The sequence below is a fragment of the Brucella sp. JSBI001 genome, from assembly GCF_026014005.1.
In the GTDB taxonomy this organism is placed as follows: Bacteria; Pseudomonadota; Alphaproteobacteria; order Rhizobiales; family Rhizobiaceae; genus Brucella; species Brucella anthropi.
Map to the genome: position 1 here is coordinate 4,320,700 of NZ_CP110339.1, position 25,033 is coordinate 4,345,732.

Consider the following 25,033-nt stretch of genomic DNA (forward strand, 5'->3'; position numbering starts at 1 on the left):
GCCTCCGACCATGTTTCGCGCCCTTCTCCCCACCGTTGCGCGCTGGCGTCCGCTGGAAGGAGAAGGGCTCGAACATCTCAATATCGGCCCCGCCGGCCGCACGATCCGTGCTGAAAGCGTGGTGATTGGCGACCGCGGAGACAATCCCTACGGCGTGCGCTACAGCATCGACTGCAACAGCGTCTGGCATGTCCTCCATTTCCTGATCGAAACTACAGCCGGGCACCGGCTGGAGCTTGTTTCCGACGGCGACGGTCGCTGGAGCACGATGGCTGGCGATGCATTGCCCGAGTTCGATGGCTGCATCGATATCGATCTGGCAGGAACGCCCTTCACCAACACGCTGCCCATCCGCCGCCTTGGCCTCACACCGGAAAGCGGCACCGTTCAGCTCGACATGCTTTACGTGCCGTTCGACAGTTTCCGTCCGCTGCGCGACCAGCAGCGTTATACCTGCCTTGAGGAAGGGCGGCGCTATCGCTACGAGGCTGCCGACCGCACCTTCACCGCCGAATTGCCCGTCGACGAGGACGGGCTTGTCACCGATTATCCAACCCTTTTCCGGCGCCTGCCTGTTTGAGCTCTCCTGCTCCACCGGCACCCGAAAGACAGTTCTGGGAGAAAGATCATGAGTTTCCGCACTCTCGACGATGCCGACGTCAAGTCCAAGCGCGTACTGGTCCGCGTTGACCTCAACGTGCCGATGGCAAATGGCGAAGTCACCGACCTGACCCGTATCGAGCGTATCGTTCCAACCATTGCCGAGCTTTCCAGGAAAGGCGCAAAGGTAATTCTGCTCGCTCATTTCGGTCGCCCCAAGGGCGTTGCTTCGGACGAAAATTCGCTGAAGCATGTCGTGAAGCCGCTCTCCAAGGTGCTTGGACACGGTGTCCATTTTGCCGAAGACTGCATCGGCGAGCACGCCAAGGCCGCCGTTGATGCACTGAAGGACGGCGATGTCCTGCTTCTGGAAAACACCCGTTTCCACAAGGGCGAGGAAAAGAACGATCCGGAATTCGTCGCGGCTCTGGCAGCCAATGGCGATCTTTATGTGAACGACGCGTTTTCGGCTGCCCACCGCGCCCATGCTTCGACCGAAGGCCTCGCACACGTCCTGCCCGCCTATGCGGGTCGCGGCATGCAGGCCGAGCTTGAAGCGCTGGAAAAGGGCCTTGGCAATCCGGCTCGTCCGGTTGTCGCCATCGTCGGTGGCGCAAAGGTTTCGACCAAGCTCGACCTCTTGTCCAACCTGATCGAAAAGGTTGATGCGCTCGTTATCGGCGGCGGCATGGCCAATACTTTCCTGGCAGCACAGGGACACGATGTCGGCAAATCGCTCTGCGAGCATGAGCTGGCCCACACCGCCCGCGAAATCATGGCCAAGGCCGAAACCACCAAATGCGCGATCATCCTTCCGGTCGATGCTGTCGTGGGCTGGCACTTTGCAGCCGACACGCCGAACAAGACCTATGGAGTCGATGCAGTTCCAAGCGACGGCATGATTCTCGATGCCGGAGCACTCTCGACCGATCTGATCGCCTCGGCCATCGATGATGCGGCCACGCTTGTCTGGAACGGTCCGCTCGGTGCGTTCGAACTGCGTCCGTTCGACACCGCGACGGTCAAGACCGCAAAACACGTCGCCGCCCGCACCAAGGCTGGCAAGCTGGTTTCGGTCGGCGGCGGCGGCGATACGGTCGCAGCCCTCAATCATGCTGGCGTGGCCGACGACTTCACCTATATCTCGACCGCAGGCGGCGCCTTCCTCGAATGGATGGAAGGCAAGCCCCTCCCCGGCGTTGATGTGCTGAAGAAGTAGAGCATTTCCAGCAAAAGCGTGAAGCGGTTTGCACGGAAGAATGTATGAGAACAAATAAAGCCCCGGAAATCCGGGGCTTTTCTTCATGCTTTGGGGGTCAACTTCAGGAGACGTCCCGGATTGTCATCCTCGATCAGCCAGATGGCCCCGTCGGGACCGACAGCCACATCGCGGATACGGTTTTCCATTTCAAAGCGCTCGGCTTCGTCCGCCTTGCCATCCTTGTCGATCACGACACGCACCAGCGACATGACCGAAAGCCCTCCGATCAAAGCCGAACCGCGCCATTCGGGGAACATGTCTCCCTCGTAAAAGGCAAGCCCGGCCGGAGCGATAACCGGCGTCCAGTACACCAATGGCGGCTCGAATTCCGGACGTGTGCTATGGCGCGGGATCGGTCTGCCGCTATAATTGTCGCCATTGGAAACAACAGGCCAGCCATAATTAAGACCGGGCTTGATGAGATTGAACTCGTCACCGCCACGCGGGCCCATCTCGTGCTCCCAGAGCTTTCCATCGGGACCGAAGGCCAGTCCGTACGGGTTGCGATGGCCGGTTGACCAGGTCAATGCCCGTACACCTCCCGCATCCGCGTGCGGATTATCCTTCGGCACGGAACCATCGAGATTCATGCGGAGAATTTTCCCCATGGGAGCCTCATCGTCCTGCGCGGTTGCAGGCAACATGCGGTCGCCGACGGAAAGGAACAGATGTTTGCCGTCCGGCGCAAATGCAATAATGCCGCCCGGCTGTCCGCCGCGAGCCGCCGCATCCTGTTTCCAGATCGTGGTCTTGTCCTGTAGCGCTGCTTTGCCGTCACCTTCATCCAGCATAGCGCGCACCAGAACGACACTGCTGCCGTTCTTCGCCGGTTCGTTATAGGAGAAGTAGACTGCCTTACCCTTTCGAAATCCGGGGCAGGCGCAATATCGAGCAGGCCGTTCTGGCCACTGAATGCCACTTCCGGCACACCATCGACAGCAGTTTTGTCACCCGATTGCGTGACGATGAAAATCTTGCCGCCCTTCTCCGTCAATAAAAGTCTGCCATCGGGCAGAAAGGCGATAGCCCAGGGCGTATCGAATTCGGCAACCGACGTTGCAGTAAACGGAGCACGTGCTTCGGCCTTCCTGCCACCGGCATTGATACTCTCAGCCGAAACATCCAGCACCGGCAGGGCAACCATTGATGCTGCCAGAACAAACGGCAGGCTCAAAACGGCGCGTCGCATATCTCCTCCTCAAATCTGGACAATGGAAAACAGGCGAGGTTTTTCTCACTGGTTTCTTACATGGGGTTGAGAGGCGGATATCAAAACGAGTTTCGGGAAAAACCTGAGATAACCAATCTGACCGCTCGTAAGATAACTTGTCTCATCTAAACCGTTTGAAAAATCTTTCAAACGTTTCAATGACTTGCGCTCTTCATAGTTTTAACCAACACTCCTCATCGCTTTGATAGAAGGAGCATTGCATATGACTGAACGTCTTGAGGATATTGCGATTGCACTGGTGGCGGCAGGAAAAGGCATTCTCGCTGCCGACGAAAGTTCGGGCACCATCAAGAAGCGCTTTGACACAATCCATCTCGCATCGACGGAAGACACGCGCCGCGACTATCGCGAGATGCTGTTCCGCTCGGACGAAGCGATGAAGAACTATATTTCGGGCGTCATTCTCTATGACGAAACCATAAGACAGAAGGCCAAGGACGGTACACCGCTTGTCGAAATCATCCGAAGGGCGGGGTCGATTCCGGGCATCAAGGTCGATGCGGGTGCGAAGCCGCTAGCGGGCTTCGAAGGTGAAACGATCACAGAGGGGCTGGACGGTCTGCGCGAACGGCTCAATGAATATTACGCACTTGGCGCCCGTTTCGCCAAATGGCGCGCAGTGATCTCAATTTCCGATGGCCTGCCCAGCTGGGGGCGGTGAAACAGAATGCACGAGCGCTCGCCCGCTATGCAGCGCTTTGCCAGGAAGCAAACATCGTCCCTATCGTTGAGCCGGAAGTATTGATGGACGGCCAGCCGGGCGATCACACCATCGACCGTTGTTATGACGTGACGGAATGGGTTCTCAAGACGGTGTTTACGGAACTTTACGATGCTCGCGTTCGGCTGGAAGGCATGATCCTGAAGCCGAATATGATCATCGACGGCAAAAAGGCACGCAAGGCTTCCGTCGAGGAAGTGGCGGAGAAAACTGTCCGCTGTTTCCGCAACACGGTTCCGGCAGCAGTGCCCGGTATTGCTTTCCTTTCCGGCGGTCAGACCGGTGAGGAAGCGACCGCCCACCTTTCTGCGATGAATGCGAGCTTCGACATGCCGTGGAAAATGACTTTCTCCTATGGCCGTGCCCTGCAGGCGGCAGCGCTGGACGCCTGGGGCGGTAAGGATGAAAACATCGCTGCCGGTCAGCGGGCTTTTGCCCATCGAGCAAAGATGAACGGTCTGGCTGCCACCGGCGGCTGGAAAAAAGATCTAGAGAAAGCAGCCTGATTTACTACTGAATAGCAAAGAGCCCGGTTTACAACCGGGCCTTTGTTGTCGGAATCAAGTTCCGCGAATTGCATCTAGCTGTTTCAATGCATTACGATTCCTCGCCGCATCCGCCAATTCGAGACTGACAACGCGGCGACCAACTGGCCATAAAGAGATGGCAGCCAGTTTAAATGCCTGAAGACCGAATGGAATACCAATGATCGTCAGGCAATTGAAAATGCCCGCAATGATGTAGCCAAAGAAAAGGGTAATGCCGAACGTAAATGCCCAAAGAATATTAAAGATAAAGCCAATAGTGCCTGTTGCAGCAGTCGTGGCGGAAAGTTCCTTACCATCCAACTCCCGTACATGAACTACGGTCTTTCCAAATGGAAAAGCTGACATCTTGGCCATCTCAAGCGCAGCACGTGTAAGTGGCAGTCCGACAATGGAGATTGCAAAAACAACCGCCCCCATAAGCCAGACCAGCGCCAGTATAGCGCCACCGAATACAAACCAGATAACGTTGCCGACAAAACGCATTTCATAATCCCCGCTCTAAATGCAGTCTCACTAACTGGTGCTATGACAAATAAAAGCGGGCGCAACAATTCCCCAAAATCGGGTCGAAATTATTAGCTATTAAATTTAATCAAACATCACGGAGATGGAATCCGACTGCCAGTGCCATGGCAAATATTGCGAACGCTGCGATCTTCCAGAAATCGCCGCGCTGCTTCAGGCCCGGCAGGCCAAGCGGTTTGATGATGTGCAGTCCCATCAGAAGAACAAGCAGCACAGGTAGGATTTTGGTCACAAATCACCTCTCTGCCTCCTTGTGACGCAGACAGGTCGTCGCTGCAAGATGCGTGCAACAGACACAACCCTTTTACCGACAAGGTTCCATCTTCATCTTAAGTTTCATGGACGAGCCGCCGCCGGGCGGCGTAAACTGCATGCGGAGGTGATGAAAAGCGCATGGAGGAGATAGACCAAAACAGGTCGATCTTGCGCTTTCATCAGCAGACTAATCAGGAAGCGACAACCGCCCGACGGGTGGCGTTGCGCGTGCTTCTGGGAGGAAGAGCATGACTTCAAAATATGCCGAAACCTATGCCGCATGGCAGGCCGATCCTGAACGCTTCTGGGCTGAAGCGGCGCAGGCAATCGACTGGTTCAAGCCATGGGACCAGGTTTTTGCGGGCGACGAAGGTGTCTATGGACGTTGGTTCAAGGGTGCGCAGTGCAACACCTGCTATAATGCGCTCGACCGCCATGTCGCCAAAGGGCGCGGTGAACAGGTTGCGCTCATCTATGAAAGCCCTGTCACCGGCAAGGTGCGCAAATTCACTTATCGCGAACTGCTGGAAGAAGTGGAAGCGCTGTCCGCCGTCATGCTCGACAATGGTGTATCGAAAGGCAACCGCGTTCTGATCTATATGCCGATGGTTCCCGAAGCGGCTGTCGCCATGCTGGCATCGGCCCGTATCGGTGCCGTCCATTCCGTCGTCTTCGGCGGATTTGCCGCCACTGAACTCGCAACCCGTATTGACGACGCCAAGCCAGTGATGATCATCGCCGGTTCCTGCGGTATCGAGCCTACCCGTATCGTGCCCTATCAGGCCATGCTCGATAAGGCGATTTCACTTGCGCAGCACAAAGTCGATCATTGCATCATATTGCAGCGCGAGCAGCACCGGCACGAACCGGTAGCAGGACGTGACATCGACTATCGCGAGGCCGTTGATGCCGCGCGCGGTCGTCATGTTCCCTGCACGCCGGTTGATGCTACCGACCCGCTTTACGTACTCTACACATCCGGCACGACCGGCGAGCCGAAAGGCGTCGTGCGCGACAATGGCGGACACATGGTGGCGCTTGACTGGTCCATGAAGAATGTCTTCGGCGTGGAACCGGGACAAGTATGGTGGGCCGCATCCGATGTGGGTTGGGTGGTTGGCCATTCCTACATCGTTTATGCCCCGTTGATCCATGGCGCGACCAGCATCCTGTTCGAAGGCAAGCCTATCGGCACACCCGATGCTGGCACCTACTGGCGCATCATCGCCGAACATGGCGTTGAAGTGATGTTCACCGCACCAACGGCGCTGCGTGCAATCAAGAAAGACGACGCGGACGGCAATTTCGTACGTCACTACGACCTTTCAAAGTTCCGCGCCCTTTATCTCGCTGGCGAACGCGCCGATCCCGACACGATCCACTGGGCAGAAAATCTGCTGGGCTGCCCGGTGATCGATCACTGGTGGCAGACGGAAAGCGGCTGGCCGATGGTCGCCAATCCGCTCGGCCTCGGTCTTCTCGAAACCAAATACGGCTCACCCGCTGTCTGTCTTCCGGGTTACGATATCCGCGTGCTGGACGATGAAGGCCACGAGGTCGAGCGCGGCCAGCTCGGGAATGTTCTCATCAAGCTGCCCCTGCCGCCCGGTTGCCTGCCAACACTCTGGAACGCCGATGAGCGTTTCCGCAAAGCCTATCTGAACGAGTTCCCCGGCTACTATAAAACCGCCGATGCCGGCTACATGGATGTAGATGGCTATCTCTACATCATGAGCCGCACTGACGACATCATCAATGTCGCTGGCCATCGCCTGTCGACCGGGGCGATGGAGGAGGTACTCTCCAGCCATCCCGATGTTGCCGAATGTGCGGTGCTTGGTATTTCCGACCCGGTTAAAGGTCAGGTGCCTTGCGGCTTCCTCGTGCTGAAATCCAACATCGACCGCGATCCGCAAGAGGTCGAGAAGGAATGCGTCAGCATGGTGCGTGACGTCATCGGACCCGTTGCAGCCTTCCGGCTGGCGCTGACCGTAAAGCGTCTGCCCAAGACGCGGTCCGGCAAGATTCTACGGTCAACCATTCAGAAGATTGCCGACGGCGAAGAATGGAAGATGCCGGCCACAATTGACGATCCGGCTATTCTGGACGAAATCAGCACCGTTCTGCGCGAGCGTCACACCGGTCTCGCCTTCGCCTGATCTTAACCGTCCCGACTATTGACCGGCGGTTTCCGCCGGTCCACTCTCCATGCAAATTGGAGATCGATCATGCAATTAGAAGGCAAGGTGGCAATTGTCACCGGCGCTGCCCGCGGTATTGGCTATGCCATAGCAAAGCGCTTCCTGATGGATGGCGCAAGCGTAGTCCTGTCCGATATCGACAACGCCGCCGCCATGCGCGCAGCCAAGGATCTGGAGCAATTCGGCCCGGTTCGCCATATGGCGGCGGATGTGGGGGATAAGCTCGATGTCCACAATCTCCTGACCTTCACCATCACCAATCTGGGTGAGGTTGATATTCTCGTCAACAACGCGGGTATCGTGCATCAGGCGGATTTCCTTGACCTCAAGGAAGAGGATTTTGACCGTGTCATGCGTGTCAATCTCAAAGGCGCGTTTCTGTGCGGACAGGCCGTGGCAAAACGCATGGTGGAGCGAGTCGAATCGGGCGGTGATCCAGGCACGATCATCAACATGTCATCTGTCAACGCAATCTTCGGTCTACCGGAACAGCTTGCCTATTCCGTTTCCAAGGGCGGATTGAACCAGCTGACACGTACCATGGCAGTAGCGCTCGCCCGTTGGGGGATTCGCGTCAATGCCATCGGCCCCGGCTCCATCGAGACCGACATGCTTTCCGCCGTAAACACAGACGCCGATGCCCGCAACAGGATTTTATCAAGAACACCACTCGGTCGCATAGGCCAAGCCTCTGAAATTGCTTCGATAGCGTCGTTTCTGGCATCGCGGGATGCGAGCTATGTAACAGGCCAGACCATCTATGCGGATGGTGGACGCCTGCCCCTCAGCTATACAGCAGCACCACGCTATAAGGCATGATGTTGCGGCTTCGCTATATTAGGAAGATAATGAAATAAGGATTTGCTCCTGACAGAAAGCTGTCAGGAGGGGTGTGCGATACTGCGTATCCAAGGATGAGGGAGATTTCACCATGGCACTCGCAATCGCACCATTGATCGCAGTTTTGAAGGAATACAGGCGCAGGCATGATGAACGCCGTCGTTTCATTCGCACCGAGCGTGTGATCGACGGACTGCCGAAAGACCTGCGCAAGGATCTGGGCTGGCCGGATCGCTATCTGGAACAGCGTAACACCAAATACTGCAACGGAGAATAGAACGGAATGCGCCGTGCAGACCGCCTTTTCCAGATTGTTCAGCACCTGCGCGGTGGCAGGCTCGTCACCGCGCGCCAGCTGGCCGAGCGGCTGGAAGTCTCCGAACGCACCATCTATCGCGATATTTCCGATCTGCAGTCGACTGGCGTCCCCATCGATGGCGAAGCCGGTGTCGGCTATATTCTGCGGCAGGGCTTCGAACTCCCGCCGCTTATGTTCACGCGCGATGAAATCGTCGCTCTGGTTGCCGGGGCGCGCCTCATCCGCGCCTGGGGCGGCGTTTCCATGGCGCGTGGTGCAGAAGAGGCTCTGGTGAAGATCGAAGCTGTTCTGCCCAAGGAAGAACGCGCGCGCATCACGAGCACCCAGATACATGCGCCAACTGCCCGCATCAGCATGGACGAACGCCGCATCATCGACGCGGTGGAACGCGCCGTCGATCAGGGCAATGTACTCAATATCCGCTATCGAGATCTGGAATCGCGCGAAAGCGAGCGTGATATTCGCCCGCTTGGTCTGTGGTTCTGGGGTAAGGTCTGGACGGTTATCGGCTGGTGCGAATTGCGCAATGCTTTCCGCACATTCCGGACCGACCGTATCGTTGAGGCCAGCGACGCAGGCCGCCTCTTCCGGGCCGAACGCGGCAAAACGCTGGGCGATTTCTACCGCCTCATGGAACTGAGCGAATATAACGCTTTTAAAGACTGATCATTGCCTTCCAAGCCCAAGATGACCGCTAAGCCGTTTTGGGACTGGCTCTTCTACCGCTTTCCGAGCAGAATGAATTGTATGAACTTTCAAATGAGTTCGGTTCTGAAGCGATCTGGCTAACGTTGACGGTCGACAGATATGGCAAAATGCCCGTTCGGTTGATCTTTGAATCCGCGTCCTTGCTGCTGTTTCTACCGGTGTCACACTCAGAATATGTGGAACGGCTCTGCTTCGCACGCCGATATGCTTGAAGCAGATCGACGCGCGAAACTAGAGAGGAATTTTTGAACCCGGCTTATTTCGTCAGAGCGGCAATGCGATCAAGAGCGCTTCCAAAACCTTTGAGCGAGACCTTGAAAGCGACTGGCTGGCTGGGTTCAAGTGCGGTGGCAGTGATATTGAGATTAGCTGCCGTCTTGAGCTTACCGACTTGCTTGGCATCGAAAGAAAGTGGCGCCAGACAACCCTGCGGCAGGCAGGTCGAGAAGGTGAGCGCCGGTGCTTCTCCCTCGTCGATCTTCAATGTGGCGCCCTTCGCCAGATTCAATCCAAACGGCATCAAAAGCACGCCTTCAACCTTGCCGCCAGCGACATTGCGCAGTTCGACCGTCAGGACACGCTGGCCAGTCTGGGAGGAGTTCTGCATCTGGTTCATGATGCAGTTTGTGCTCTCTTTCTGCGCCTGGCAGGAGATGGACCAGTCCTGATAGGTTTCTGTGAGGGTGCTGGCGCCTCCGGGTAACGGCGCTGCGGAAGCTGTTGCCGTGAGAGCCAAGAATGCGGCGGCGGAGAAGAACGAATAACGATAGTTCATAGAAATGCCTTTGTGAAAATATTGTTTTGATGCGCCCCTGTAATGAATGCCAGGGACACTTGATTGTTTTCATCGCATACAGACGATGGTGGAAGTTCCATGCGACTGGCGAATGGGTTAGGGCGCGTTTCGATTTGATCGATTCAGATCGACACTTTGTTTATTTTAAAGCGCATCTTGTCCGAAAGCCGCTTCACACTTTTCGAGATACGCTCTAATTGACAGTAGCTTTCGTTTGCCCACGCAGTTGCTCAATCTGGGCTGTGATCTTGCTCAAATCCTCGTTGAGGAAGTCCTGCTCACGCTGGCGCAGCCATTGGTCCAGTTCCGGCTTGGTCGCTTGAGACGGCGCATTAGCGGCATTCAGCAGAAGAAGCGGAAAGGTTTCCTTGAGGAACTTTTCCCGGGCGCCACCCTTCTTTTCATCTATGGCGCAAACCATCGAGATCGCCGCATTGGCTATCGCCTCGGTTGCTTGCAGACGCGCTGCAAGGTTCAGAATCAATTGATGAAGGTGTTCAATATCGGTCATGGTTTTATCCTGACTGGCTGGTGTTGAATTCAAGTATGGAAATCAATCCGCGGCCCCGCGCAACCTTGTCCGTTGCGATGATCACGCTCTCAATACAGGGCACCCCGTACTACGCGATGCTAACGATGCCGGCCGTGCTGATGCCTGCGAACTACAGCAAAGCTTTCAGCGTAGGCAACTGTCCAGAAATATCCTCGATCAGAGGGGCAAATGCCGGCAGTACAAATCTTGGATATGGTCAGGCGCGTGCCAGGCCGCCACCTCAGATCGACGAACGGCTCGGACCGGATAAGGTCATCTCCCGCGTCAACAAAGGTCGCCATCGGTCTTTCCTTTCTGGCATTCAAAGTGAGGCTCCCAGTCCTCCATTGGAGTTTCGGGAGCCTCAGATTGCAGAGCTCGTAGCCCAAGCCTGGGTCTTACCACTTCAACTTGAAGCCGACGGTTGCCTTAAGAGCATAGCTGTCAGCGAAGTGATTGAGCGAGGTGTTGATCGAGCCCTCACCATAGACGGCGTATTTCTGGTCCGCCCATGCATAGGTGCCACCGGCGCCGATGCCTGCCCAGGTCTTGTCATTGTCGGTGTCGATATCAACACCGGCCACGTTGATACGCATTCCGCCAAGGAAGGACTGGTAAAGGTTGGCGACACCATAGACCGAGGTGTTGACCATGAGGCCGTCTTCACCCGTCCAGTCGTTGCGGTAGTTTGCAGCAAGGCCAAGACGCGCCGTCAGGCTGTTTGAATTGTCGAGGCCGACCCGGTTGTGTTGATTTTCGCTGAGAACTGACCCGGTTTTTCCACCGAGATTTGACCCGCTCTTTAAGTATTGTTTGGGTCTGCGGTATTGGTCAAGGTTCCGGTTTTCTCCTTTGCTTTTTGGGGTTCATGCGCTGAACTGTTTTTGAAACGGAAGCTGTCGTTTCCGGTTTCCAGGATGTGGCAATGGTGGGTGAGCCTGTCGAGCAACGCAGTGGTCATTTTTGCGTCCCCGAATACGCTCGCCCATTCACTGAAGCTGAGGTTGGTGGTAATAATGACGCTCGTGCGCTCGTAGAGTTTGCTCAGCAGATGGAATAGAAGCGCACCACCAGACGCACTGAATGGCAGGTATCCGAGCTCGTCGAGAACGACGAGATCGGAATAGATGAGCCGATTAGCGATCTGTCCGGATTTGCCTTGAGCTTTCTCCTGCTCCAGCGCATTGACCAGTTCGACGGTTGAGAAGAAGCGGACCCGTTTGTGATGGTGCTCAATTGCCTGCACTCCGATGGCCGTAGCGATATGGGTCTTGCCCGTACCGGGTCCGCCAACGAGAACGATGTTGTTTGCATCATCGAGAAAGTCACCTCGATGAAGTTGCCGGACCAGTACTTCGTTTATCTCGCTGCTTGCGAAATCAAATCCATTGAGATCGCGATAGGCTGGAAAGCGAGCGGCTTTGAGCTGATACGCGACCGATCTGACTTCACGCTCTGCCGTTTCTGCCTTGAGGAGCTGCGAGAGAACTGGAATGGCGGCCTCGAATGCCGGCGATCCTTGTTCAGTTAGTTCACCGACGGCCTGCGCCATGCCATGCATTTTGAGTTGCTTGAGCATGATGACAATGGCACCGCTTGCTGGATTATGACGCATGACGGGTTTCCTTCTTTCTTAAGGTATCGTAGCGCTCGACATCGGCCTTGGGCTCATTGCTGAGCGTGAGTGCCTGCGGTGCATTGATCTCGGGCGGCGTAAAGGATTTGCCATCCACCAGACGATGAAGAAGATTCAGGATATGGGTCTTCGTCGGAACGCCGGACTTCAGCGCCATATCGACGGCCACCAGCACGGCCTGTTCGTCGTGCTGAAGAACAAGAGCGAGAATATCGACCATTTCTCTGTCGCCTCCCGGCTTCTTCAGGAGATATAGCTGGAGTGTGCGAAAGGCTTCTGGAAGGTCGGTGAAAGGAGCGCCATTGCGAAGAGCACCGGGCTTTCGTTGCACGACGGCCAGGTAATGTCGCCAGTCATAAACGGTTTGCCCGGGTCCTTGATGTGAGCGGTTAAAGATGCGCAAATGCTCACAGATGACCTGGCCTTCCGCGACGACGACAACACGATCTGGATAAACCCTCAGGCTGACTGGGCGATTGGCGAAAGACGCCGGAACGCTATACCGGTTGCGCTCCAGATGGACGAGGCAGGTCGGCGATACGCGCTTGGTGTATTCGACAAAGCCATCGAAAGGTCGGGAGGCTGGCATGAGCGATTGTGCTTCTTCCGCCCAGGCATCGGCGATAGTACCGCGCACCTTTCCATGGGGCGTCATTGACCAGAAGGCTCTACAACGCTCTTCCAGCCAGTCATTCAAGGCGTTCAGTGATGGAAAACGCGGTATAGGTTGCCAAAGCCTGTGGCGGGCATCCTGGACATTCTTCTCGACCTGTCCTTTCTCCCAGCCGGAAGCAGGGTTGCAGAACTCAGGCTCGAACAAATAATGGCTGGCCATGGCCTGAAAGCGTATATTGACGTCACGCTCCTTGCCACGTCCAACCTTGTCGATGGCCGTGCGCATGTTATCGTATATTCCGCGTCGAGGAACGCCACCGAATACCCGGAAGGCATGGTTGTGGGCGTCAAACAACATCTCATGTGTCTGCAGGAGATAGGCGCGTACAATAAAGGCTCTCGAATAGCTGAGCTTGGTATGAGCAACCTGCAACTTCATTCGCTCACTGCCGATGATAGCCCAATCTTCCGACCAATCGAACTGGAAGGCCTCACCCGGTTCAAAGCTCAACGGCACAAAGGTCCCTCGGCCTACTGTCTGCTGCTGTTGGTGCTGATCAGCGCGCCATTCCCGCGCAAAGGCGGCCACACGGCCATAGGAACCTTCATAGCCAAGGGCGGCGAGGTCCGCATGCAACTGCTTTATCGTACGTTTCTGCTTACGAGACTTCTTTGCCTCTGTTCTCAGCCAGATTACCAGACGGTCGGCAAATGGATCGAGTTTACTTGGTCGCTCGGGAACCTGAAACTTCGGCTCCACGTTACCGAGACGAAGATATTTGCGAATGGTGTTCCGGGATAAGCCCGTACGGCGGCAAATCTCTCGGATCGATAGTTGATCCCGGAAATGCCAGCGCCGGATGACGCTCAATAATGCCATGTCGATCACTCCATAGCCCTCGCTGAAAACGCACGAGGGAAGGTTCAAACATGGGTCACTTCTCAATGGAAATATCGCCCCAAACCGGGTCAGTTCTCAGCGAAAATCAACACTTCCCGAGAAACGAGGGTCCGGGTGTTCTCGTCGCGGAATTTTCCAGCAAAGCAGCAATCGTTCATGCCGTAAGGCCCCTTGGCAAAGCGCGTTGCAACGCGCAAAAAGACATCTCTAATCAACAATATAGTGAAACATCATTTTCCAGCTCATAATAAAAGTCGGAATCATGGTCACTATTTTTAAAATAATCCTGTTATTTCATCAAAGGATGCTAGCAGTCAATGCCTTAAAAAGCCGTTTAAGCTCTATTATATTTTACTTATACTTATAAAATATCTATTTATATTATAATTCTCTTTTATATTGCGCAGATGTTGGGGGAGCAGGGTGCGTGCGCCTGAAAATGCGAAGTGCTCATACCGGTATATCAACCACAGGCTGATTTCTTATCTTGATCCGATTAGAGCGCGTTTCGATCAGACTGGATCAGATCGGCGCTTTTCTTAACAAGGCGTGGCAGGACGCTCTGCTGATGCCTTGAAAAACTCGATTGCCACAACACCCATTGCCGGAAGCAAGGCCGCAGCTTGAGCCAACAAAAAAGCCCGGCTATGAAGCCGGGCTTTTTTGCATCTCGGTAAAACGGTTTCCCGTCCCGACTATTCTTCTTCTTCTTCGTCCGGCGTCGAGCTCTTGAGCGAAGAGAGCTTGGCGAAAACCTTGTCCGCGTCGAGCTCTTCTTCTGCAGGCTGTTCGTCACGATAGTCGAAATTCTCGGTCGCGGAGGCTGGCAGCAAAGTGCTATCCGATTCCGGTGTTGCCGGACGGTTGCGGGAGGCGCGTTCGACTTCGATGTCGAGATCGATCTGCGAGCAAAGGCCAAGCGTTACCGGGTCCATCGCCGTCAGATTTGCCGAGTTCCAGTGCGAACGATTGCGAATCTGTTCGATGGTCGACTTGGTCGTACCGATCAGACGTGAAACTTGGGCATCCTTCAGCTCGGGGTGATTGCGCACCAGCCAGAGAATCGCATTCGGGCGATCCTGACGCTTGGAAAGCGGCGTGTAACGCGGGCCCTTGCGCTTGGCTTCCGGCACGCGAACCTTCGGTTCGGAAAGCTTCAGGCGATAATATGGATCTTTTTCACCCTTCGCGATCTCTTCGCGCGAAATCTGACCCGTGATGACCGGGTCCAGACCCTTGATGCCCTGAGAGGCTTCACCGTCGGCAATAGCCTTCACTTCCAGCGGGTGCAGCTTGCAGAAAGCGGCAATCTGGTCAAAAGACAGCGCCGTATTATCGACAAGCCAAACGGCCGTTGCCTTCGGCATAAGAAGCTGGGTGGCCATTAGATATAATCCTTCTGTTCGTCCGCTCCGGTGGCGCGGGACGTGGGCAAAACCACAATTTCCGGGAAATCACGGCCTATATATCGTTTTTTTGTCGCCAGAGCAAGAATGGCTCTGAAGCTTAAGCGATATCGAGCACAATCTTGCCAATATGCCTTCCCTCCTCCATGCGTTCATGCGCACGCCAGGCATCTTTCAGCGAAAAGATCATGTCCATCACCGGCGCGACGCGTCGTTGCGCCAGAAGCGGCCAGACTTTTGTCTCCAGTTCCCGCGCAATGCCAGCCTTGAAGTCAACCGGTCGCGGACGCAGCGTGGAGCCGGTATGGGTCAGACGCTTGGTCATCAATATTGCGAAATTGGCCGTGGCCTTCGCGCCGTTGAGAAAAGCAATCTGCACGATGCGGCCATCCTCGGCTGCAGCCTTGTAATTGCGGTCAACATAATCGCCGCCGACCATATCGAGAATCACATTGGCGCCTTTGCCCCTGGTCACTTCCTTTACGACCTCGACAAAATCCTCTTGCCCGTAATTGATGGCGCGATCTGCTCCGAGTTTCAGGCAGGCTTCGCATTTTTCTTTCGAGCCCGCCGTTGCAATGACGGTCGCACCAAATGCCTTTGCAAGCTGGATAGCCGTCGTGCCGATACCGGACGAGCCGCCGTGAACCAGAAAAACCTCGCCCTTCCTCAGCCCGCCGCGCTCGAACACATTGTGCCAGACGGTGAAGAAAGTTTCAGGGATCGCCGCCGCTTCGATGTAGCCATAGCCGGCAGGCAAGGGCAGTGCGTTGGTTTCATGCGCGACGGCATATTCAGCGTAGCCGCCGCCCGCCAGCAGTGCGACCACCTGATCGCCGGTCTTGAACCGCTTGACCCCGCTGCCCATGGCAACAATGTCACCGGCAATCTCCAGTCCCGGAATATCCGATGCGCCGGGTGGCGGCGCATATTGTCCCTGTCGCTGCAGGACGTCCGGTCGGTTAACCCCGGCGGCGCGTACCCGCACCAGAATTTCACCTTCCTTGGGTTCAGGCACCGAGCGCTGAACGGGTCGAAGCATATGGGCTCCGCCCGGTTCGGAGATTTCGATAGCAGTCATCTGGGAAGGCAAGTCGGCCATCATATTCAAAACTCCATTCAGATTTCTGGCCCTACGCATCGTCGCAGAAATGCCGCACGGCGGATGCAAGACGTCACGTTAGGGAAATCGTCATCGATTTTCTCAAATATATATGCGACGATTCAAGGTGTTAAATCTTTTCTGAGCCATCATTGACCACGGAGGACGGCTATGAGCGGTTTCGATGAGGATGTGGTAAAGCCCCGCAACAGCGTGGCGCTAAGCGAAGAGGAGCTATCGCTGCTTTCGGTCATCGAGATCGACCAGCGCATAGCCCTGCTGCAATCCGAAATAGAGCGATTGAAGACAGAACGCCTCAAGAAGGGCGATAGCCGCGCTGCGGCAGAAGCATTGTTTCGATAGGAATGGGGTCGTCAACGGAAATGGATACCGGAGCACGCAGCCGGAACCATTTCCGGGCGACGCGCTTTAGGAACAACAATCATTGATCTCAGCGATCACTCATCAGCCTCAGCACTGACAATTCGGCTTCAGACTTCGGGAATAGAGTTTTGCGCATTTACATTCAGGTTCTGGCCCTCCTCTGCGGCACAGCCTTCCTTCTCATAGCTTCGGGACTTCACGGTCTTCTATTGCCGCTGCGCGGCGGTGTGGAAGGTTTCTCAGTGGCATCGCTCGGCATGCTCGGCACGACCTGGGCAGGCGGCTTCGTTGCCGGTTGTCTGTTCGCACCGCGTCTTGTGCGCCGCGTCGGTCATGTACGGGCATTCGGTTGCTTTGCCGCATCAGCTGCGGTCATCGCCCTGCTTTCCGGCATCTTCGTGGATGCCACGATCTGGGTGATCCTGCGCGCCTTCACCGGCTTTTCGATGGCTGGCGCCTTCATGGTCATTGAAAGCTGGTTGAATGAGCGTGCGACCAACGAATCGCGCGGCAAGATTTTCGGCATGTACATGATGGTCAACTACGGAGCCACCATGTCCGGCCAGATGCTGGTAGCAGCAGGCGACGTACGCTCCGATCATCTGTTCATGATAAGCGGCATATTCTTCTGCCTGGCTCTCATCCCGACCGCGATCTCCACAGCCGTCAGCCCCAAGCCACTGACGGAAGTGCAGCTTGATCTCAAGGCGCTCTACAATAACTCACCTGCAGCTTTCGTAGGTTGCATCCTGATCGGCATCGCCAATGGCGCCTGGGGTACGCTCGGAGCTGTCTTCGGTGCGAAGTCCGGCATTTCTACCACCGAAATCGCCTTGATGGTCAGTGTCACCATTGCAGCTGGTGCCTTGATGCAGATTCCGATCGGACGCATTTCCGATCTGGTCGACCGGCGTTTCGTTCTGGCAAGCGTTGCGGCGCTGGCGGCACTGGTTGGCCTCATCGCCTTCCTCGTCTCTCCATCCAGCGGCCCTGTCATCATTACGATGACCGGATGCTATGGCGCACTTGCCTATGCACTCTATCCCGTTGCCGTCGCCCACGCCAACGATCATGCGACATCGGAAAGCTTTGTGAAAGTATCGAGCGGGCTTTTGCTGCTTTACGGCTTCGGCACTATGCTCGGACCACTGCTGGCAGCAGCAGCCATGGATATTTTCTGGCCATCCGGCCTCTTCGCCATCACCATGCTCGCGCATATTTCCATCACCGGCTATGCGTTGTTCCGTTCCCGCAAGCGTGCATCCGTCCCGAAAGAAGAGAAAGACCAGTTCAAGAGCATGCCTTCCGAACGTGGAGCAACACCGGAAGCGCTGAACCTCGATCCAAGAGCTGAGACAGAAGGGTGACGGGCGCTGAAAATGACCGTCGATAAATAGAGCCGGTTAAATAGTTGAATCAATATGTTCGGCGGCTGTGTCACAGCCGCCAATGCTGAATTTTGGCATCTTCGCTTTGGAATGCAAACTGCATTCACGACAAAGAAATACCAGCTCGCCAGAGCCGTTCGGTCTCCAATGTCGATGGCTTGAGACGCCTTATCAAACCGCGATCTAAGCGCGGCTTCCCTGTTAGTGACGTGTTACCTGGGATCTCAGTTTTTCAATCTGGTCCTTGAGCATAAGCTTCTTGCGCTTGAGAGATGCAACGTGCAGGTCGTCCATTGCCGGTGACGCTATGGCTTCGGAAATTTCCTGCTCCAGAGCGCCGTGCTTTTTTTCGAGCGTGGCAAGATGGGACTCGATAGCCATCATCAGATCTCCTTTGGTTGATTTCCCTTATTTACGGAACAGCGCAGACCTCGTTTGTCCGTTTACCCGCTATCCCGTCATTCAACCTGCATGAACGCCCGGCACACCTCCTGTATTCCGGGCCAAACACGCAGTCCCGGCTGCCAGGGATACGGTATATTTGTCGCCTTCGACAGCCGCCGTCCATGACAGAACCATGACAGTTTGGCATGAGTTTGGTGCAAAGTCGATTTTGTCGTGGTAGCATTTTCCTGACGCGAAAAATGTGATAAGGGCTTCGCCGGAAACGGGCTGACGCCGCACCTTTTATGGTTTGGCGCGGCCCGTAAAACTATTCAACAGAACGGGGCACCGCATGTCCGATCAGGAACAGGCCGAAATCAGATTGGCCGTCGCACGACTGAAACAGGAACACGCGGATTTCGATGCTGCCATAAACGCCATGATAGCGGTTGGCTGCGACCAATTGCGCGTCCAGCGCATGAAGAAGAAAAAACTCGCAATCAAGGACAAGCTGCAGGAGATGGAAGATCGGGTGATCCCCGACATCATCGCCTGAATGTCCATAATGATCGATGACAGAGCCGGGGTTCGCCCGGCTTTATCATTTTAATATCACCCGAAACATGCACGAAAGAAGCGGAGCAGGAAGATCAATGAGCGTTACTGCCGATGTCGCCATCATCATGGGAAGCCAGTCCGACTGGGAAACCATGCGCCATGCAGCGGACACACTGGAAGCACTCGGCATTTCCTTCGATGCCCGGATCGTTTCCGCGCATCGCACGCCTGACCGGCTCGTTGCCTTTGCCAAAGGCGCCAAGGCGGAAGGGTTCAAGGTCGTTATCGCAGGTGCGGGCGGCGCGGCTCACCTGCCCGGCATGGCTGCAGCCATGACACCGCTGCCTGTCTTCGGCGTTCCGGTCCAGTCCAAGGCCCTTTCGGGTCAGGATTCGCTCCTCTCCATCGTGCAGATGCCAGCTGGCATTCCCGTCGGCACGCTCGCCATCGGTCGCGCCGGTGCGGTCAACGCCGCCCTTCTCGCCGCCGCCGTTCTGGCGCTTTACGATGAGGCGCTTGCAGCCCGCCTCGATGAATGGCGCACTGCGCAAACGGAAAGCGTGGCTGAGCGCCCTTCAAACGAGGCCTGATATGAACAACTCCGCACTCAATTCTGCACTCCGGCCCGGTGCAACGATCGGCATCATCGGCGGCGGTCAGCTCGGCAGAATGCTTGCCATGGCCGCAGCACGTCTCGGTTTTGAAACGGTGATCCTGGAGCCACAGGCCGATTGCCCGGCAGCACAGGTTGCCAATCGCCAGATCATTGCCGCCTATGACGATCCGAAAGCGCTTGGAGAACTTGCAGCAGCGTCCGACGTCATTACCTACGAGTTCGAGAACGTGCCGGTCAGCGCTGCCGACAGGCTGGCCGAAATCGCTCTGGTCTTTCCTCCCCCGGCAGCGCTTGAAGTCTCGCAGGATCGCTTTACGGAAAAGCAGTTCCTCAACTCCAGCGACATCGAGACGGCACCCTGGCGTCTTGTGGACGATGAAGAGACCCTGATTGCAGCTCTGGGCGCACTTGGCGAGCGCGGCATCCTGAAAACGCGGCGTCTTGGTTATGACGGCAAGGGACAGGTCCGCCTGACATCACTCGACGAGTCCGAAGCTCACAAGGCGATTCTCGCGATCAATCGTGCCCCGGCCATCCTCGAAGGCTTCGTCGATTTCGAGCGCGAAGTTTCGGTGATCGCAGCACGTGACCGCTCTGGCAATGTCGCAATCTTCGATATTGCCGAAAACGTTCACAAGGACGGCATCCTTGCGACTTCGACCGTACCGGCTGCCGTTTCCAAAAACACGGCAGAAGCAGCCCGCAAGGCCGCTGCAAAGCTTCTGAACGGGCTTGATTATGTCGGTGTGCTCGGACTTGAGTTCTTCGTCCTGAAGGATGGCACGCTACTGGCAAACGAATTCGCCCCGCGTGTCCATAATTCGGGCCACTGGACGGAAGCGGCCTGCGCCATTTCGCAATTCGAACAGCATATCCGCGCCATCGCCGGTCTGCCTTTGGGTAACACCGACCGGCATTCGGATTGCGTGATGGAAAACCTGATCGGCGACGATGTCGAGAAGGTGCCAGCGATTCTCTCTGAAAAGGATGCCGTGCTGCATCTTTACGGTAAAAAGGAAGCACGTCCGGGCCGCAAAATGGGCCATGTGACGCGCATTCACCCCTGCGGGAAATAATGTTCATCGGGAATCCCGTCGATTCCCGATGAATCTTTGCCACCTGCCAAGAATTTCAGCTCCAGTGCCCTGAATCTGCGGCTCAGGAGTTGACATTTGCCTGAAACCTTGTGTATTTCGGCCAACCCTTCGGGCATCTAACAGTGCCTGTAATCAATTGGCGCCTCGAGCGCCTGTTTTTATGAAGCCCCGCGGCATCTGCACGTCAACGGGCCAACAAGACCGGTGATTGACATGAAGATCAAGAACTCGCTTAAAGCGCTCAAGGGCCGTCATCGTGACTGCCAGCTGGTCCGCCGCAAGGGCCGCGTTTACATCATCAATAAGACCGCCCCGCGCTACAAGGCTCGTCAGGGCTAATCTTATTTCTGATTTTGCATTTGACGTTTCGCTGCGCATGGTAAAATCTATGCGCATGCGGAACGTTTTTGCATGTCTGGTTTCTTTTTCTGTGCTCGCGTCGCTTGGTACGACGGTGCCGCTTGCTTATGCCGAAGTGGCACCCGGCAAAATACCGCTCACCGCACCTCTGACACCCGTTCAAACCGGTCCCGACAGCGAACAGAAACCTGCCCCCGAAAAGCCCGCACCAGCGACCGCCCAGACGCCTGAAGAGCGTCTCGACAAGCTCTTTGCCGATCTTCGCCGTACAACGGACGAAGCCAAGGCGCGGCGCATTGCTTCACAGATCAATACGCTGTGGTCGCAGTCAGGCAGCGCAACAGTCGATCTCCTGATGCAATGGGCTAATGCGGCGATGCTCGAGCGGCGTTATCCCTCGGCAATCGACTTCCTGAATGAAGCGATCGCGCTCGACCCGGAATATGCGGAGGCCTGGAATCGCCGCGCTACGGTCTATTTTCTGCAAAAAGACTACGCCCACGCCATGTACGATATCAATCGTACCCTGGAGCTGGAACCGCGCCATTATGGCGCCCTGACCGGCATGGCGGCCATCTTGCGCTTGCGCGGCCTCAAGGAACAGGCACTAAAAGCCTATGAGCAGGCTCTCATCGTCTATCCGATGATGCGCGACGCACAGAAGAACTTCAACGATTTGGCCGACGAACTGACGGATACGCGGACTTAGAGCCTGTTCCAGAAGTCGCCTGTATCGCTTTTTGATTCAGGCTCTTAGAACGGCTCCGGCTTACCCCCAAAACATTCTCAAAATTCATCAAGACCAAAACAAAACGCACTCCGAAGGAGCGCGTTTCTTTAAATGCTATCTGCCATAACTGGATGAGATTGCGGCTGTGGCGAGCCGGAATCGACGATGGGCGCTTTAGCGACCAAACTGGTGGAGTTTGAGAGCCCGAGCGGAATGTACTTCCACGCATAGTCCCGAGAAGTCGCAGAATTTTCGGATTAGACTATGCGTCAAAGAAATACACATGAGCACCGGCAGCGCAGAACAACGCCATTTGCCGGCCGTCACGGCTGGCATATCTTCAGTTTAAATGCCTGACTTTCCGTCTGGTCCAATATAGGCGATGCGCAGCATGTTGGTCGCGCCCGGCGTGCCGAATGGGACACCTGCGGTAATGATGACGCGGTCGCCAGCTTTGCCAAATTCTTCATGGAAGACAATTTCGCAGGCATGGTTGACCATATCTTCCAAATCATGCGCATCGGCGGTCACCACGCAATGCAGGCCCCAGACGAGGGACAGCTTGCGTGCAGTATCGACGACCGGCGACAGGGCGATGATCGGCGTGCGCGGACGCTCGCGAGCGGCGCGCAGACCGGTCGTGCCTGAAGCGGTGTAGGTGACGATGGCCGAAAGCTTCAACGTCTCTGCGATCTGGCGTGCAGCAAGCGAAATCGCGTCGGCACCCGTTGGTTCTGGCGCAGCACGCTGCGCATCGATGATGGTCGAATAGGTCGGTTCCTTTTCAACCTGTTCGGCAATGCGGTTCATGGTGGCAACGGCTTCGACCGGATATTGGCCCGAAGCCGATTCCGCCGAAAGCATGATCGCATCGGCGCCTTCAAACACAGCGGTTGCAACGTCGGACACTTCGGCGCGGGTCGGAACCGGAGCTGTGATCATGGATTCCAGCATCTGCGTCGCGACAACAACCGGCTTGCCCGCGCGGCGCGCCTTGCGGGTAATCTGCTTCTGAATGCCTGGAACGCTTTCAAGTGGCACTTCAACGCCAAGATCACCGCGCGCAACCATCAATGCGTCCGAAAGCTCGATGATTTCATCGAGACGCGTCACGGCTTGCGGCTTTTCGATCTTCGACATGAGGCCGACCTTGCCGCGCGAAACCTTGCGTACCTCGGCCAGATCTTCCGGACGCTGGATGAAGGAAAGCGCAACCCAGTCAATTTCTTCCTTCAGGACGGCATCGAGATCCTTGCGGTCCTTTTCCGTCAGCGCACCGACGCCGAGCGTCGTGTCCGGCAGGCTGACGCCCTTGCGGTCCGAAATACGCGTTCCGGAAATCACCTTGCAGCGGATCGACTTGCCGTCGCTCGCCTCGGCGACCAGATGCAGCTTGCCATCGTCGATCAGCAGGCGATGACCCGGTTCGACAGCTTCAAGAATTTCCGGATGCGGAAGATAGACGCGATGTTCATCGCCGGGCGCTTCGTTGTTGTCGAGGGTGAAGGTCTGGCCGGGAACGAGATCGGCTTTACCGTCCTTGAACTTGCCAACACGCAGCTTCGGGCCCTGAAGGTCGGCCAGAATGCCGATAGGACGGCCCAGTTCCTTTTCCACATTACGGATGCGCTTGACGAGGGTGCGCATCAGGTCATGGTCGGCATGACTCATATTGATGCGGAACACATCCGCGCCTGCCTCAAACAGCTTGCGGATGACGGCTTCTTCACCCGATGCCGGACCTAGCGTGGCGAGAATCTTGACCTTGCGGTTGCGCTTCATTGACTATTCGTTCCTGTAACGGTGGGATTTGCTGTCGGCGTTTCATCGGTGAGCTGAACCATCCAGCTCGATTGTTCCCCGGTGTCGTATTCCTGGAAGCCGTTGCGCTGGAAACCGCGCGCGAAGCAATCCTGGACGCCAGTAATACGGAATTCTTTCTCGGCCACGCACATATTGACCTTGCCCTCCCAGCGTCCGCCGCCCTGAGCGTCTTCTGCATAGAGGTAATAATAGCGCGATGTCAGCGGCCCCTCGATGAGGGTTTTGCAGCTTGATCCGTCGATATGCCACCAGCCTTCGGTCACCCAGCCGGTTTTGGCTCTGTAGCCGATGGACACACCAACCAGGTTCTGGGTTGCATTGCATACGCGGAAATCCGCACGAGCCTCTATGGATGTCATGCCCAGCGCAGTCATCAGCACACCGGCAAACAAAACTAGAGATAGTGGAAGTCGCATACGCAGAACCCCTTCAGCCCGCTATCGGTTTTATCGAACAATTTATATTGCACAGGGAAATCCCATCTCGGGCAAATCCCATTTCGGGTCGCTCTCTTTTCGGCAGTTTCGCCTTTGATGTCAACGCAATCCCATTGAGAACAGGTACTCTTCATCAAAGAATGATCGTTGCAATCCGGGCTTTCTCATGACAGACCTGAAACAGCTTCCCGCACAACACAGAAATAATCCCCTTATTTAGCCTCGGATTTCGCTCCATGCCGCTTCAATCCGGATCAACCGCTTCGTCGCCGTTCTCGCCAGCACATAGTGTCGACGGCGATTTTAGTCTCGGCCTGCTCCTGACCGCCGATCATGCACGGCGTGATGTTCCAGCCGAATATGGCACGCTTGGTTTGCGGACAAGTGAATTCGACCGGCATATCGCTTATGACATTGGCGTCGAGAATCTGACCCGCAAACTGGCAACCTGCCTGAACGTGCCTGCCGTCCTTGGCGGCTTTTCGCGCCTTTTGATCGATCCCAATCGTGGTGAAGACGACCCGACGCTTATCATGCAATTGTCCGATGGGGCGGTCATTTCCGGCAATTACCCAATGTCGGCAGGTGAACGCGAGGAACGGCTTGAACGCTTCTATCGTCCCTATCACGACACGGTCGCGCGAGCGAGCGAGCGCGTGGTGGCTGAAAGCGGGGCAGCGCCTTTCATCGTCTCGATCCATTCCTTCACGCCGCGCTGGAAGGAAAAGGCCCGCCCCTGGCAGATCGGCCTTCTCTGGGACAAGGACGACCGCGCCGTAAAGCCGCTTTTGTCGCTGCTGCGTGAAAACGTCGATCTGACGGTTGGCGACAACGAACCTTATGACGGTGCCCTCAAGAACGATGCCATGTATCGCCACGCGACGGCAAAGGGCTTCGCCCATGTCCTGATCGAGGTACGACAGGACCTGATTGCCGATGACAAAGGAGCAGCTGAATGGGCTGACAGGCTGGCGCCAATGATCGCGCACATCAACACCTTGCCCGGCATTCATGCGGCCCAGCATTTCGGCTCGCGTGCTGATCGCAGTGAGTAACAG

The 25,033-nt window shown here is 56.0% G+C and carries 25 protein-coding genes and 3 pseudogenes; 15 read left to right on the top strand and 13 right to left on the bottom strand.

What is annotated here, in order from left to right; translation table 11 throughout:
- Positions 1-10: 10 nt before the first annotated feature.
- Both LJ361_RS20720 and LJ361_RS20725 read left to right on the top strand, forming a co-directional pair.
- The gene (locus LJ361_RS20720; protein ID WP_010661402.1) at positions 11-580 is read left to right on the top strand and encodes a putative glycolipid-binding domain-containing protein; all 570 of its coding nucleotides are present in this window, start codon (positions 11-13) and stop codon (positions 578-580) included.
- A gap of 48 nt (positions 581-628) precedes the next feature.
- The gene (locus tag LJ361_RS20725) at positions 629-1,819 is read left to right on the top strand and encodes a phosphoglycerate kinase (protein ID WP_010661403.1); all 1,191 of its coding nucleotides are present in this window, start codon (positions 629-631) and stop codon (positions 1,817-1,819) included.
- Between the two features lie 83 nt (positions 1,820-1,902).
- On the opposite strand, the pseudogene LJ361_RS20730 reads toward LJ361_RS20725, so the two are convergent.
- Positions 1,903-3,050: pseudogene (locus LJ361_RS20730) on the bottom strand (PQQ-dependent sugar dehydrogenase).
- A gap of 244 nt (positions 3,051-3,294) precedes the next feature.
- Between LJ361_RS20730 and LJ361_RS20735 the strand changes: the two are divergent.
- Positions 3,295-4,319 (top strand): annotated as a pseudogene (locus LJ361_RS20735) (class I fructose-bisphosphate aldolase).
- A gap of 54 nt (positions 4,320-4,373) precedes the next feature.
- Here LJ361_RS20735 and LJ361_RS20740 read toward each other — a convergent pair.
- Together LJ361_RS20740 and LJ361_RS20745 are read right to left on the bottom strand one after the other, a co-directional pair.
- Positions 4,374-4,844 carry a YccF family protein gene (locus tag LJ361_RS20740; RefSeq protein ID WP_010661406.1) on the bottom strand — a complete coding sequence of 157 codons (471 nt, stop codon included), beginning with the start codon at positions 4,842-4,844 and terminating at the stop codon, positions 4,374-4,376.
- A gap of 109 nt (positions 4,845-4,953) precedes the next feature.
- Entirely contained in the window at positions 4,954-5,118 is a 165-nt protein-coding gene (locus LJ361_RS20745; protein ID WP_010661407.1) for a hypothetical protein, read from the bottom strand.
- 271 nt (positions 5,119-5,389) lie between these two features.
- Here LJ361_RS20745 and LJ361_RS20750 point away from each other — a divergent pair, with 271 nt between their 5' ends.
- The 4 genes from LJ361_RS20750 to LJ361_RS20765 all read left to right on the top strand — a co-directional run bounded on the left by LJ361_RS20750 (position 5,390) and on the right by LJ361_RS20765 (position 9,167).
- Entirely contained in the window at positions 5,390-7,300 is a 1,911-nt protein-coding gene (locus LJ361_RS20750) for a propionyl-CoA synthetase (RefSeq protein ID WP_010661408.1), read from the top strand.
- 69 nt (positions 7,301-7,369) lie between these two features.
- Entirely contained in the window at positions 7,370-8,161 is a 792-nt protein-coding gene (locus tag LJ361_RS20755; RefSeq protein ID WP_010661409.1) for an SDR family NAD(P)-dependent oxidoreductase, read from the top strand.
- Positions 8,162-8,273: 112 nt separating this feature from the next.
- On the top strand, positions 8,274-8,459 hold the full coding sequence (locus tag LJ361_RS20760; protein WP_012091315.1) for a hypothetical protein: 186 nt from the start codon (positions 8,274-8,276) through the stop codon (positions 8,457-8,459).
- 6 nt (positions 8,460-8,465) lie between these two features.
- Positions 8,466-9,167, top strand: a complete 702-nt coding sequence (locus LJ361_RS20765) for a helix-turn-helix transcriptional regulator (protein ID WP_010661411.1) — start codon at positions 8,466-8,468, stop codon at positions 9,165-9,167.
- A 298-nt stretch (positions 9,168-9,465) separates the two neighbouring features.
- Here the strand turns inward: LJ361_RS20765 and LJ361_RS20770 are convergent, their stop codons facing one another.
- From LJ361_RS20770 to LJ361_RS20800, 7 genes and pseudogenes are all read right to left on the bottom strand, one after another.
- Complete coding sequence (locus LJ361_RS20770) at positions 9,466-9,984, bottom strand: invasion associated locus B family protein (protein WP_010661412.1); 519 nt, start codon at positions 9,982-9,984, stop codon at positions 9,466-9,468.
- A gap of 214 nt (positions 9,985-10,198) precedes the next feature.
- Positions 10,199-10,516 carry a hypothetical protein gene (locus tag LJ361_RS20775; protein ID WP_010661413.1) on the bottom strand — a complete coding sequence of 106 codons (318 nt, stop codon included), beginning with the start codon at positions 10,514-10,516 and terminating at the stop codon, positions 10,199-10,201.
- A gap of 419 nt (positions 10,517-10,935) precedes the next feature.
- Positions 10,936-11,277, bottom strand: a pseudogene (locus LJ361_RS20780) (autotransporter outer membrane beta-barrel domain-containing protein); the annotation flags it as partial.
- A 62-nt stretch (positions 11,278-11,339) separates the two neighbouring features.
- The gene (gene istB / locus LJ361_RS20785; RefSeq protein ID WP_151652608.1) at positions 11,340-12,152 is read right to left on the bottom strand and encodes an IS21-like element helper ATPase IstB; all 813 of its coding nucleotides are present in this window, start codon (positions 12,150-12,152) and stop codon (positions 11,340-11,342) included.
- Positions 12,142-13,668, bottom strand: coding sequence for an IS21 family transposase (istA, locus tag LJ361_RS20790; protein WP_151652607.1), 1,527 nt, complete (start codon positions 13,666-13,668; stop codon positions 12,142-12,144). The genes istB and istA overlap by 11 nt, the downstream gene beginning before the upstream one ends.
- A gap of 716 nt (positions 13,669-14,384) precedes the next feature.
- Positions 14,385-15,074: a DUF1013 domain-containing protein gene (locus LJ361_RS20795; protein ID WP_010661415.1), complete on the bottom strand. Its 690-nt coding sequence runs from the start codon at positions 15,072-15,074 to the stop codon at positions 14,385-14,387.
- 121 nt (positions 15,075-15,195) lie between these two features.
- On the bottom strand, positions 15,196-16,200 hold the full coding sequence (locus LJ361_RS20800; RefSeq protein WP_029376277.1) for an NAD(P)H-quinone oxidoreductase: 1,005 nt from the start codon (positions 16,198-16,200) through the stop codon (positions 15,196-15,198).
- A gap of 168 nt (positions 16,201-16,368) precedes the next feature.
- On the opposite strand from LJ361_RS20800, the gene LJ361_RS20805 reads away from it, so the two are divergent.
- Both LJ361_RS20805 and LJ361_RS20810 read left to right on the top strand, forming a co-directional pair.
- Positions 16,369-16,560: a DUF1192 family protein gene (locus tag LJ361_RS20805; protein WP_010661417.1), complete on the top strand. Its 192-nt coding sequence runs from the start codon at positions 16,369-16,371 to the stop codon at positions 16,558-16,560.
- 149 nt (positions 16,561-16,709) lie between these two features.
- Positions 16,710-17,948, top strand: a complete 1,239-nt coding sequence (locus LJ361_RS20810; RefSeq protein WP_010661418.1) for an MFS transporter — start codon at positions 16,710-16,712, stop codon at positions 17,946-17,948.
- 222 nt (positions 17,949-18,170) lie between these two features.
- Here LJ361_RS20810 and LJ361_RS20815 read toward each other — a convergent pair whose 3' ends face one another.
- Entirely contained in the window at positions 18,171-18,353 is a 183-nt protein-coding gene (locus LJ361_RS20815) for a YdcH family protein (RefSeq protein ID WP_012091308.1), read from the bottom strand.
- A 352-nt stretch (positions 18,354-18,705) separates the two neighbouring features.
- Here LJ361_RS20815 and LJ361_RS20820 point away from each other — a divergent pair, with 352 nt between their 5' ends.
- The 5 genes from LJ361_RS20820 (at position 18,706) to LJ361_RS20840 (ending at position 21,693) form a co-directional block, all read left to right on the top strand.
- The gene (locus LJ361_RS20820; protein WP_006471281.1) at positions 18,706-18,909 is read left to right on the top strand and encodes a YdcH family protein; all 204 of its coding nucleotides are present in this window, start codon (positions 18,706-18,708) and stop codon (positions 18,907-18,909) included.
- A 97-nt stretch (positions 18,910-19,006) separates the two neighbouring features.
- Positions 19,007-19,501 (top strand): 5-(carboxyamino)imidazole ribonucleotide mutase, encoded by a 495-nt coding sequence (gene purE / locus LJ361_RS20825; RefSeq protein ID WP_010661420.1) that lies wholly within the window; start codon positions 19,007-19,009, stop codon positions 19,499-19,501.
- A gap of 1 nt (position 19,502) precedes the next feature.
- Positions 19,503-20,603, top strand: coding sequence for a 5-(carboxyamino)imidazole ribonucleotide synthase (locus LJ361_RS20830; protein ID WP_264812254.1), 1,101 nt, complete (start codon positions 19,503-19,505; stop codon positions 20,601-20,603).
- A 234-nt stretch (positions 20,604-20,837) separates the two neighbouring features.
- A complete protein-coding gene (gene ykgO, locus LJ361_RS20835; protein WP_010661422.1) occupies positions 20,838-20,963 on the top strand; it encodes a type B 50S ribosomal protein L36 in 126 nt (41 codons plus the stop codon).
- A 37-nt stretch (positions 20,964-21,000) separates the two neighbouring features.
- Positions 21,001-21,693 (top strand): tetratricopeptide repeat protein, encoded by a 693-nt coding sequence (locus LJ361_RS20840; RefSeq protein WP_010661423.1) that lies wholly within the window; start codon positions 21,001-21,003, stop codon positions 21,691-21,693.
- A gap of 366 nt (positions 21,694-22,059) precedes the next feature.
- Here LJ361_RS20840 and pyk read toward each other — a convergent pair whose 3' ends face one another.
- Together pyk and LJ361_RS20850 are read right to left on the bottom strand one after the other, a co-directional pair.
- Entirely contained in the window at positions 22,060-23,496 is a 1,437-nt protein-coding gene (pyk, locus tag LJ361_RS20845; RefSeq protein ID WP_010661424.1) for a pyruvate kinase, read from the bottom strand.
- Complete coding sequence (locus LJ361_RS20850) at positions 23,493-23,954, bottom strand: DUF1036 domain-containing protein (RefSeq protein ID WP_010661425.1); 462 nt, start codon at positions 23,952-23,954, stop codon at positions 23,493-23,495. The genes pyk and LJ361_RS20850 overlap by 4 nt, the downstream gene beginning before the upstream one ends.
- A 257-nt stretch (positions 23,955-24,211) precedes the next feature.
- Between LJ361_RS20850 and LJ361_RS20855 the strand changes: the two genes are divergently transcribed.
- Positions 24,212-25,030: an N-formylglutamate amidohydrolase gene (locus tag LJ361_RS20855; RefSeq protein ID WP_010661426.1), complete on the top strand. Its 819-nt coding sequence runs from the start codon at positions 24,212-24,214 to the stop codon at positions 25,028-25,030.
- Positions 25,031-25,033: the final 3 nt, after the last annotated feature.

Bases quoted from the DNA above. Each gene is read 5' to 3' on its own strand.
- LJ361_RS20775 (WP_010661413.1), bottom strand. From the start codon at position 10,516: ATGACCGATATTGAACACCTTCATCAATTGATTCTGAACCTTGCAGCG.
- LJ361_RS20830 (WP_264812254.1), top strand. From the start codon at position 19,503: ATGAACAACTCCGCACTCAATTCTGCACTCCGGCCCGGTGCAACGATC.
- istA (WP_151652607.1), bottom strand. From the start codon at position 13,668: ATGGCATTATTGAGCGTCATCCGGCGCTGGCATTTCCGGGATCAACTA.
- LJ361_RS20815 (WP_012091308.1), bottom strand. From the start codon at position 18,353: ATGATGGCTATCGAGTCCCATCTTGCCACGCTCGAAAAAAAGCACGGC.
- LJ361_RS20800 (WP_029376277.1), bottom strand. From the start codon at position 16,200: ATGATGGCCGACTTGCCTTCCCAGATGACTGCTATCGAAATCTCCGAA.
- LJ361_RS20740 (WP_010661406.1), bottom strand. From the start codon at position 4,844: ATGCGTTTTGTCGGCAACGTTATCTGGTTTGTATTCGGTGGCGCTATA.
- LJ361_RS20760 (WP_012091315.1), top strand. From the start codon at position 8,274: ATGGCACTCGCAATCGCACCATTGATCGCAGTTTTGAAGGAATACAGG.
- LJ361_RS20820 (WP_006471281.1), top strand. From the start codon at position 18,706: ATGTCCGATCAGGAACAGGCCGAAATCAGATTGGCCGTCGCACGACTG.
- LJ361_RS20850 (WP_010661425.1), bottom strand. From the start codon at position 23,954: ATGCGACTTCCACTATCTCTAGTTTTGTTTGCCGGTGTGCTGATGACT.
- LJ361_RS20770 (WP_010661412.1), bottom strand. From the start codon at position 9,984: ATGAACTATCGTTATTCGTTCTTCTCCGCCGCCGCATTCTTGGCTCTC.
- purE (WP_010661420.1), top strand. From the start codon at position 19,007: ATGAGCGTTACTGCCGATGTCGCCATCATCATGGGAAGCCAGTCCGAC.
- LJ361_RS20795 (WP_010661415.1), bottom strand. From the start codon at position 15,074: ATGGCCACCCAGCTTCTTATGCCGAAGGCAACGGCCGTTTGGCTTGTC.
- LJ361_RS20720 (WP_010661402.1), top strand. From the start codon at position 11: ATGTTTCGCGCCCTTCTCCCCACCGTTGCGCGCTGGCGTCCGCTGGAA.
- istB (WP_151652608.1), bottom strand. From the start codon at position 12,152: ATGCGTCATAATCCAGCAAGCGGTGCCATTGTCATCATGCTCAAGCAA.
- LJ361_RS20750 (WP_010661408.1), top strand. From the start codon at position 5,390: ATGACTTCAAAATATGCCGAAACCTATGCCGCATGGCAGGCCGATCCT.
- ykgO (WP_010661422.1), top strand. From the start codon at position 20,838: ATGAAGATCAAGAACTCGCTTAAAGCGCTCAAGGGCCGTCATCGTGAC.
- LJ361_RS20840 (WP_010661423.1), top strand. From the start codon at position 21,001: ATGGTAAAATCTATGCGCATGCGGAACGTTTTTGCATGTCTGGTTTCT.
- LJ361_RS20855 (WP_010661426.1), top strand. From the start codon at position 24,212: ATGCCGCTTCAATCCGGATCAACCGCTTCGTCGCCGTTCTCGCCAGCA.
- LJ361_RS20725 (WP_010661403.1), top strand. From the start codon at position 629: ATGAGTTTCCGCACTCTCGACGATGCCGACGTCAAGTCCAAGCGCGTA.
- LJ361_RS20755 (WP_010661409.1), top strand. From the start codon at position 7,370: ATGCAATTAGAAGGCAAGGTGGCAATTGTCACCGGCGCTGCCCGCGGT.
- LJ361_RS20805 (WP_010661417.1), top strand. From the start codon at position 16,369: ATGAGCGGTTTCGATGAGGATGTGGTAAAGCCCCGCAACAGCGTGGCG.
- LJ361_RS20765 (WP_010661411.1), top strand. From the start codon at position 8,466: ATGCGCCGTGCAGACCGCCTTTTCCAGATTGTTCAGCACCTGCGCGGT.
- pyk (WP_010661424.1), bottom strand. From the start codon at position 23,496: ATGAAGCGCAACCGCAAGGTCAAGATTCTCGCCACGCTAGGTCCGGCA.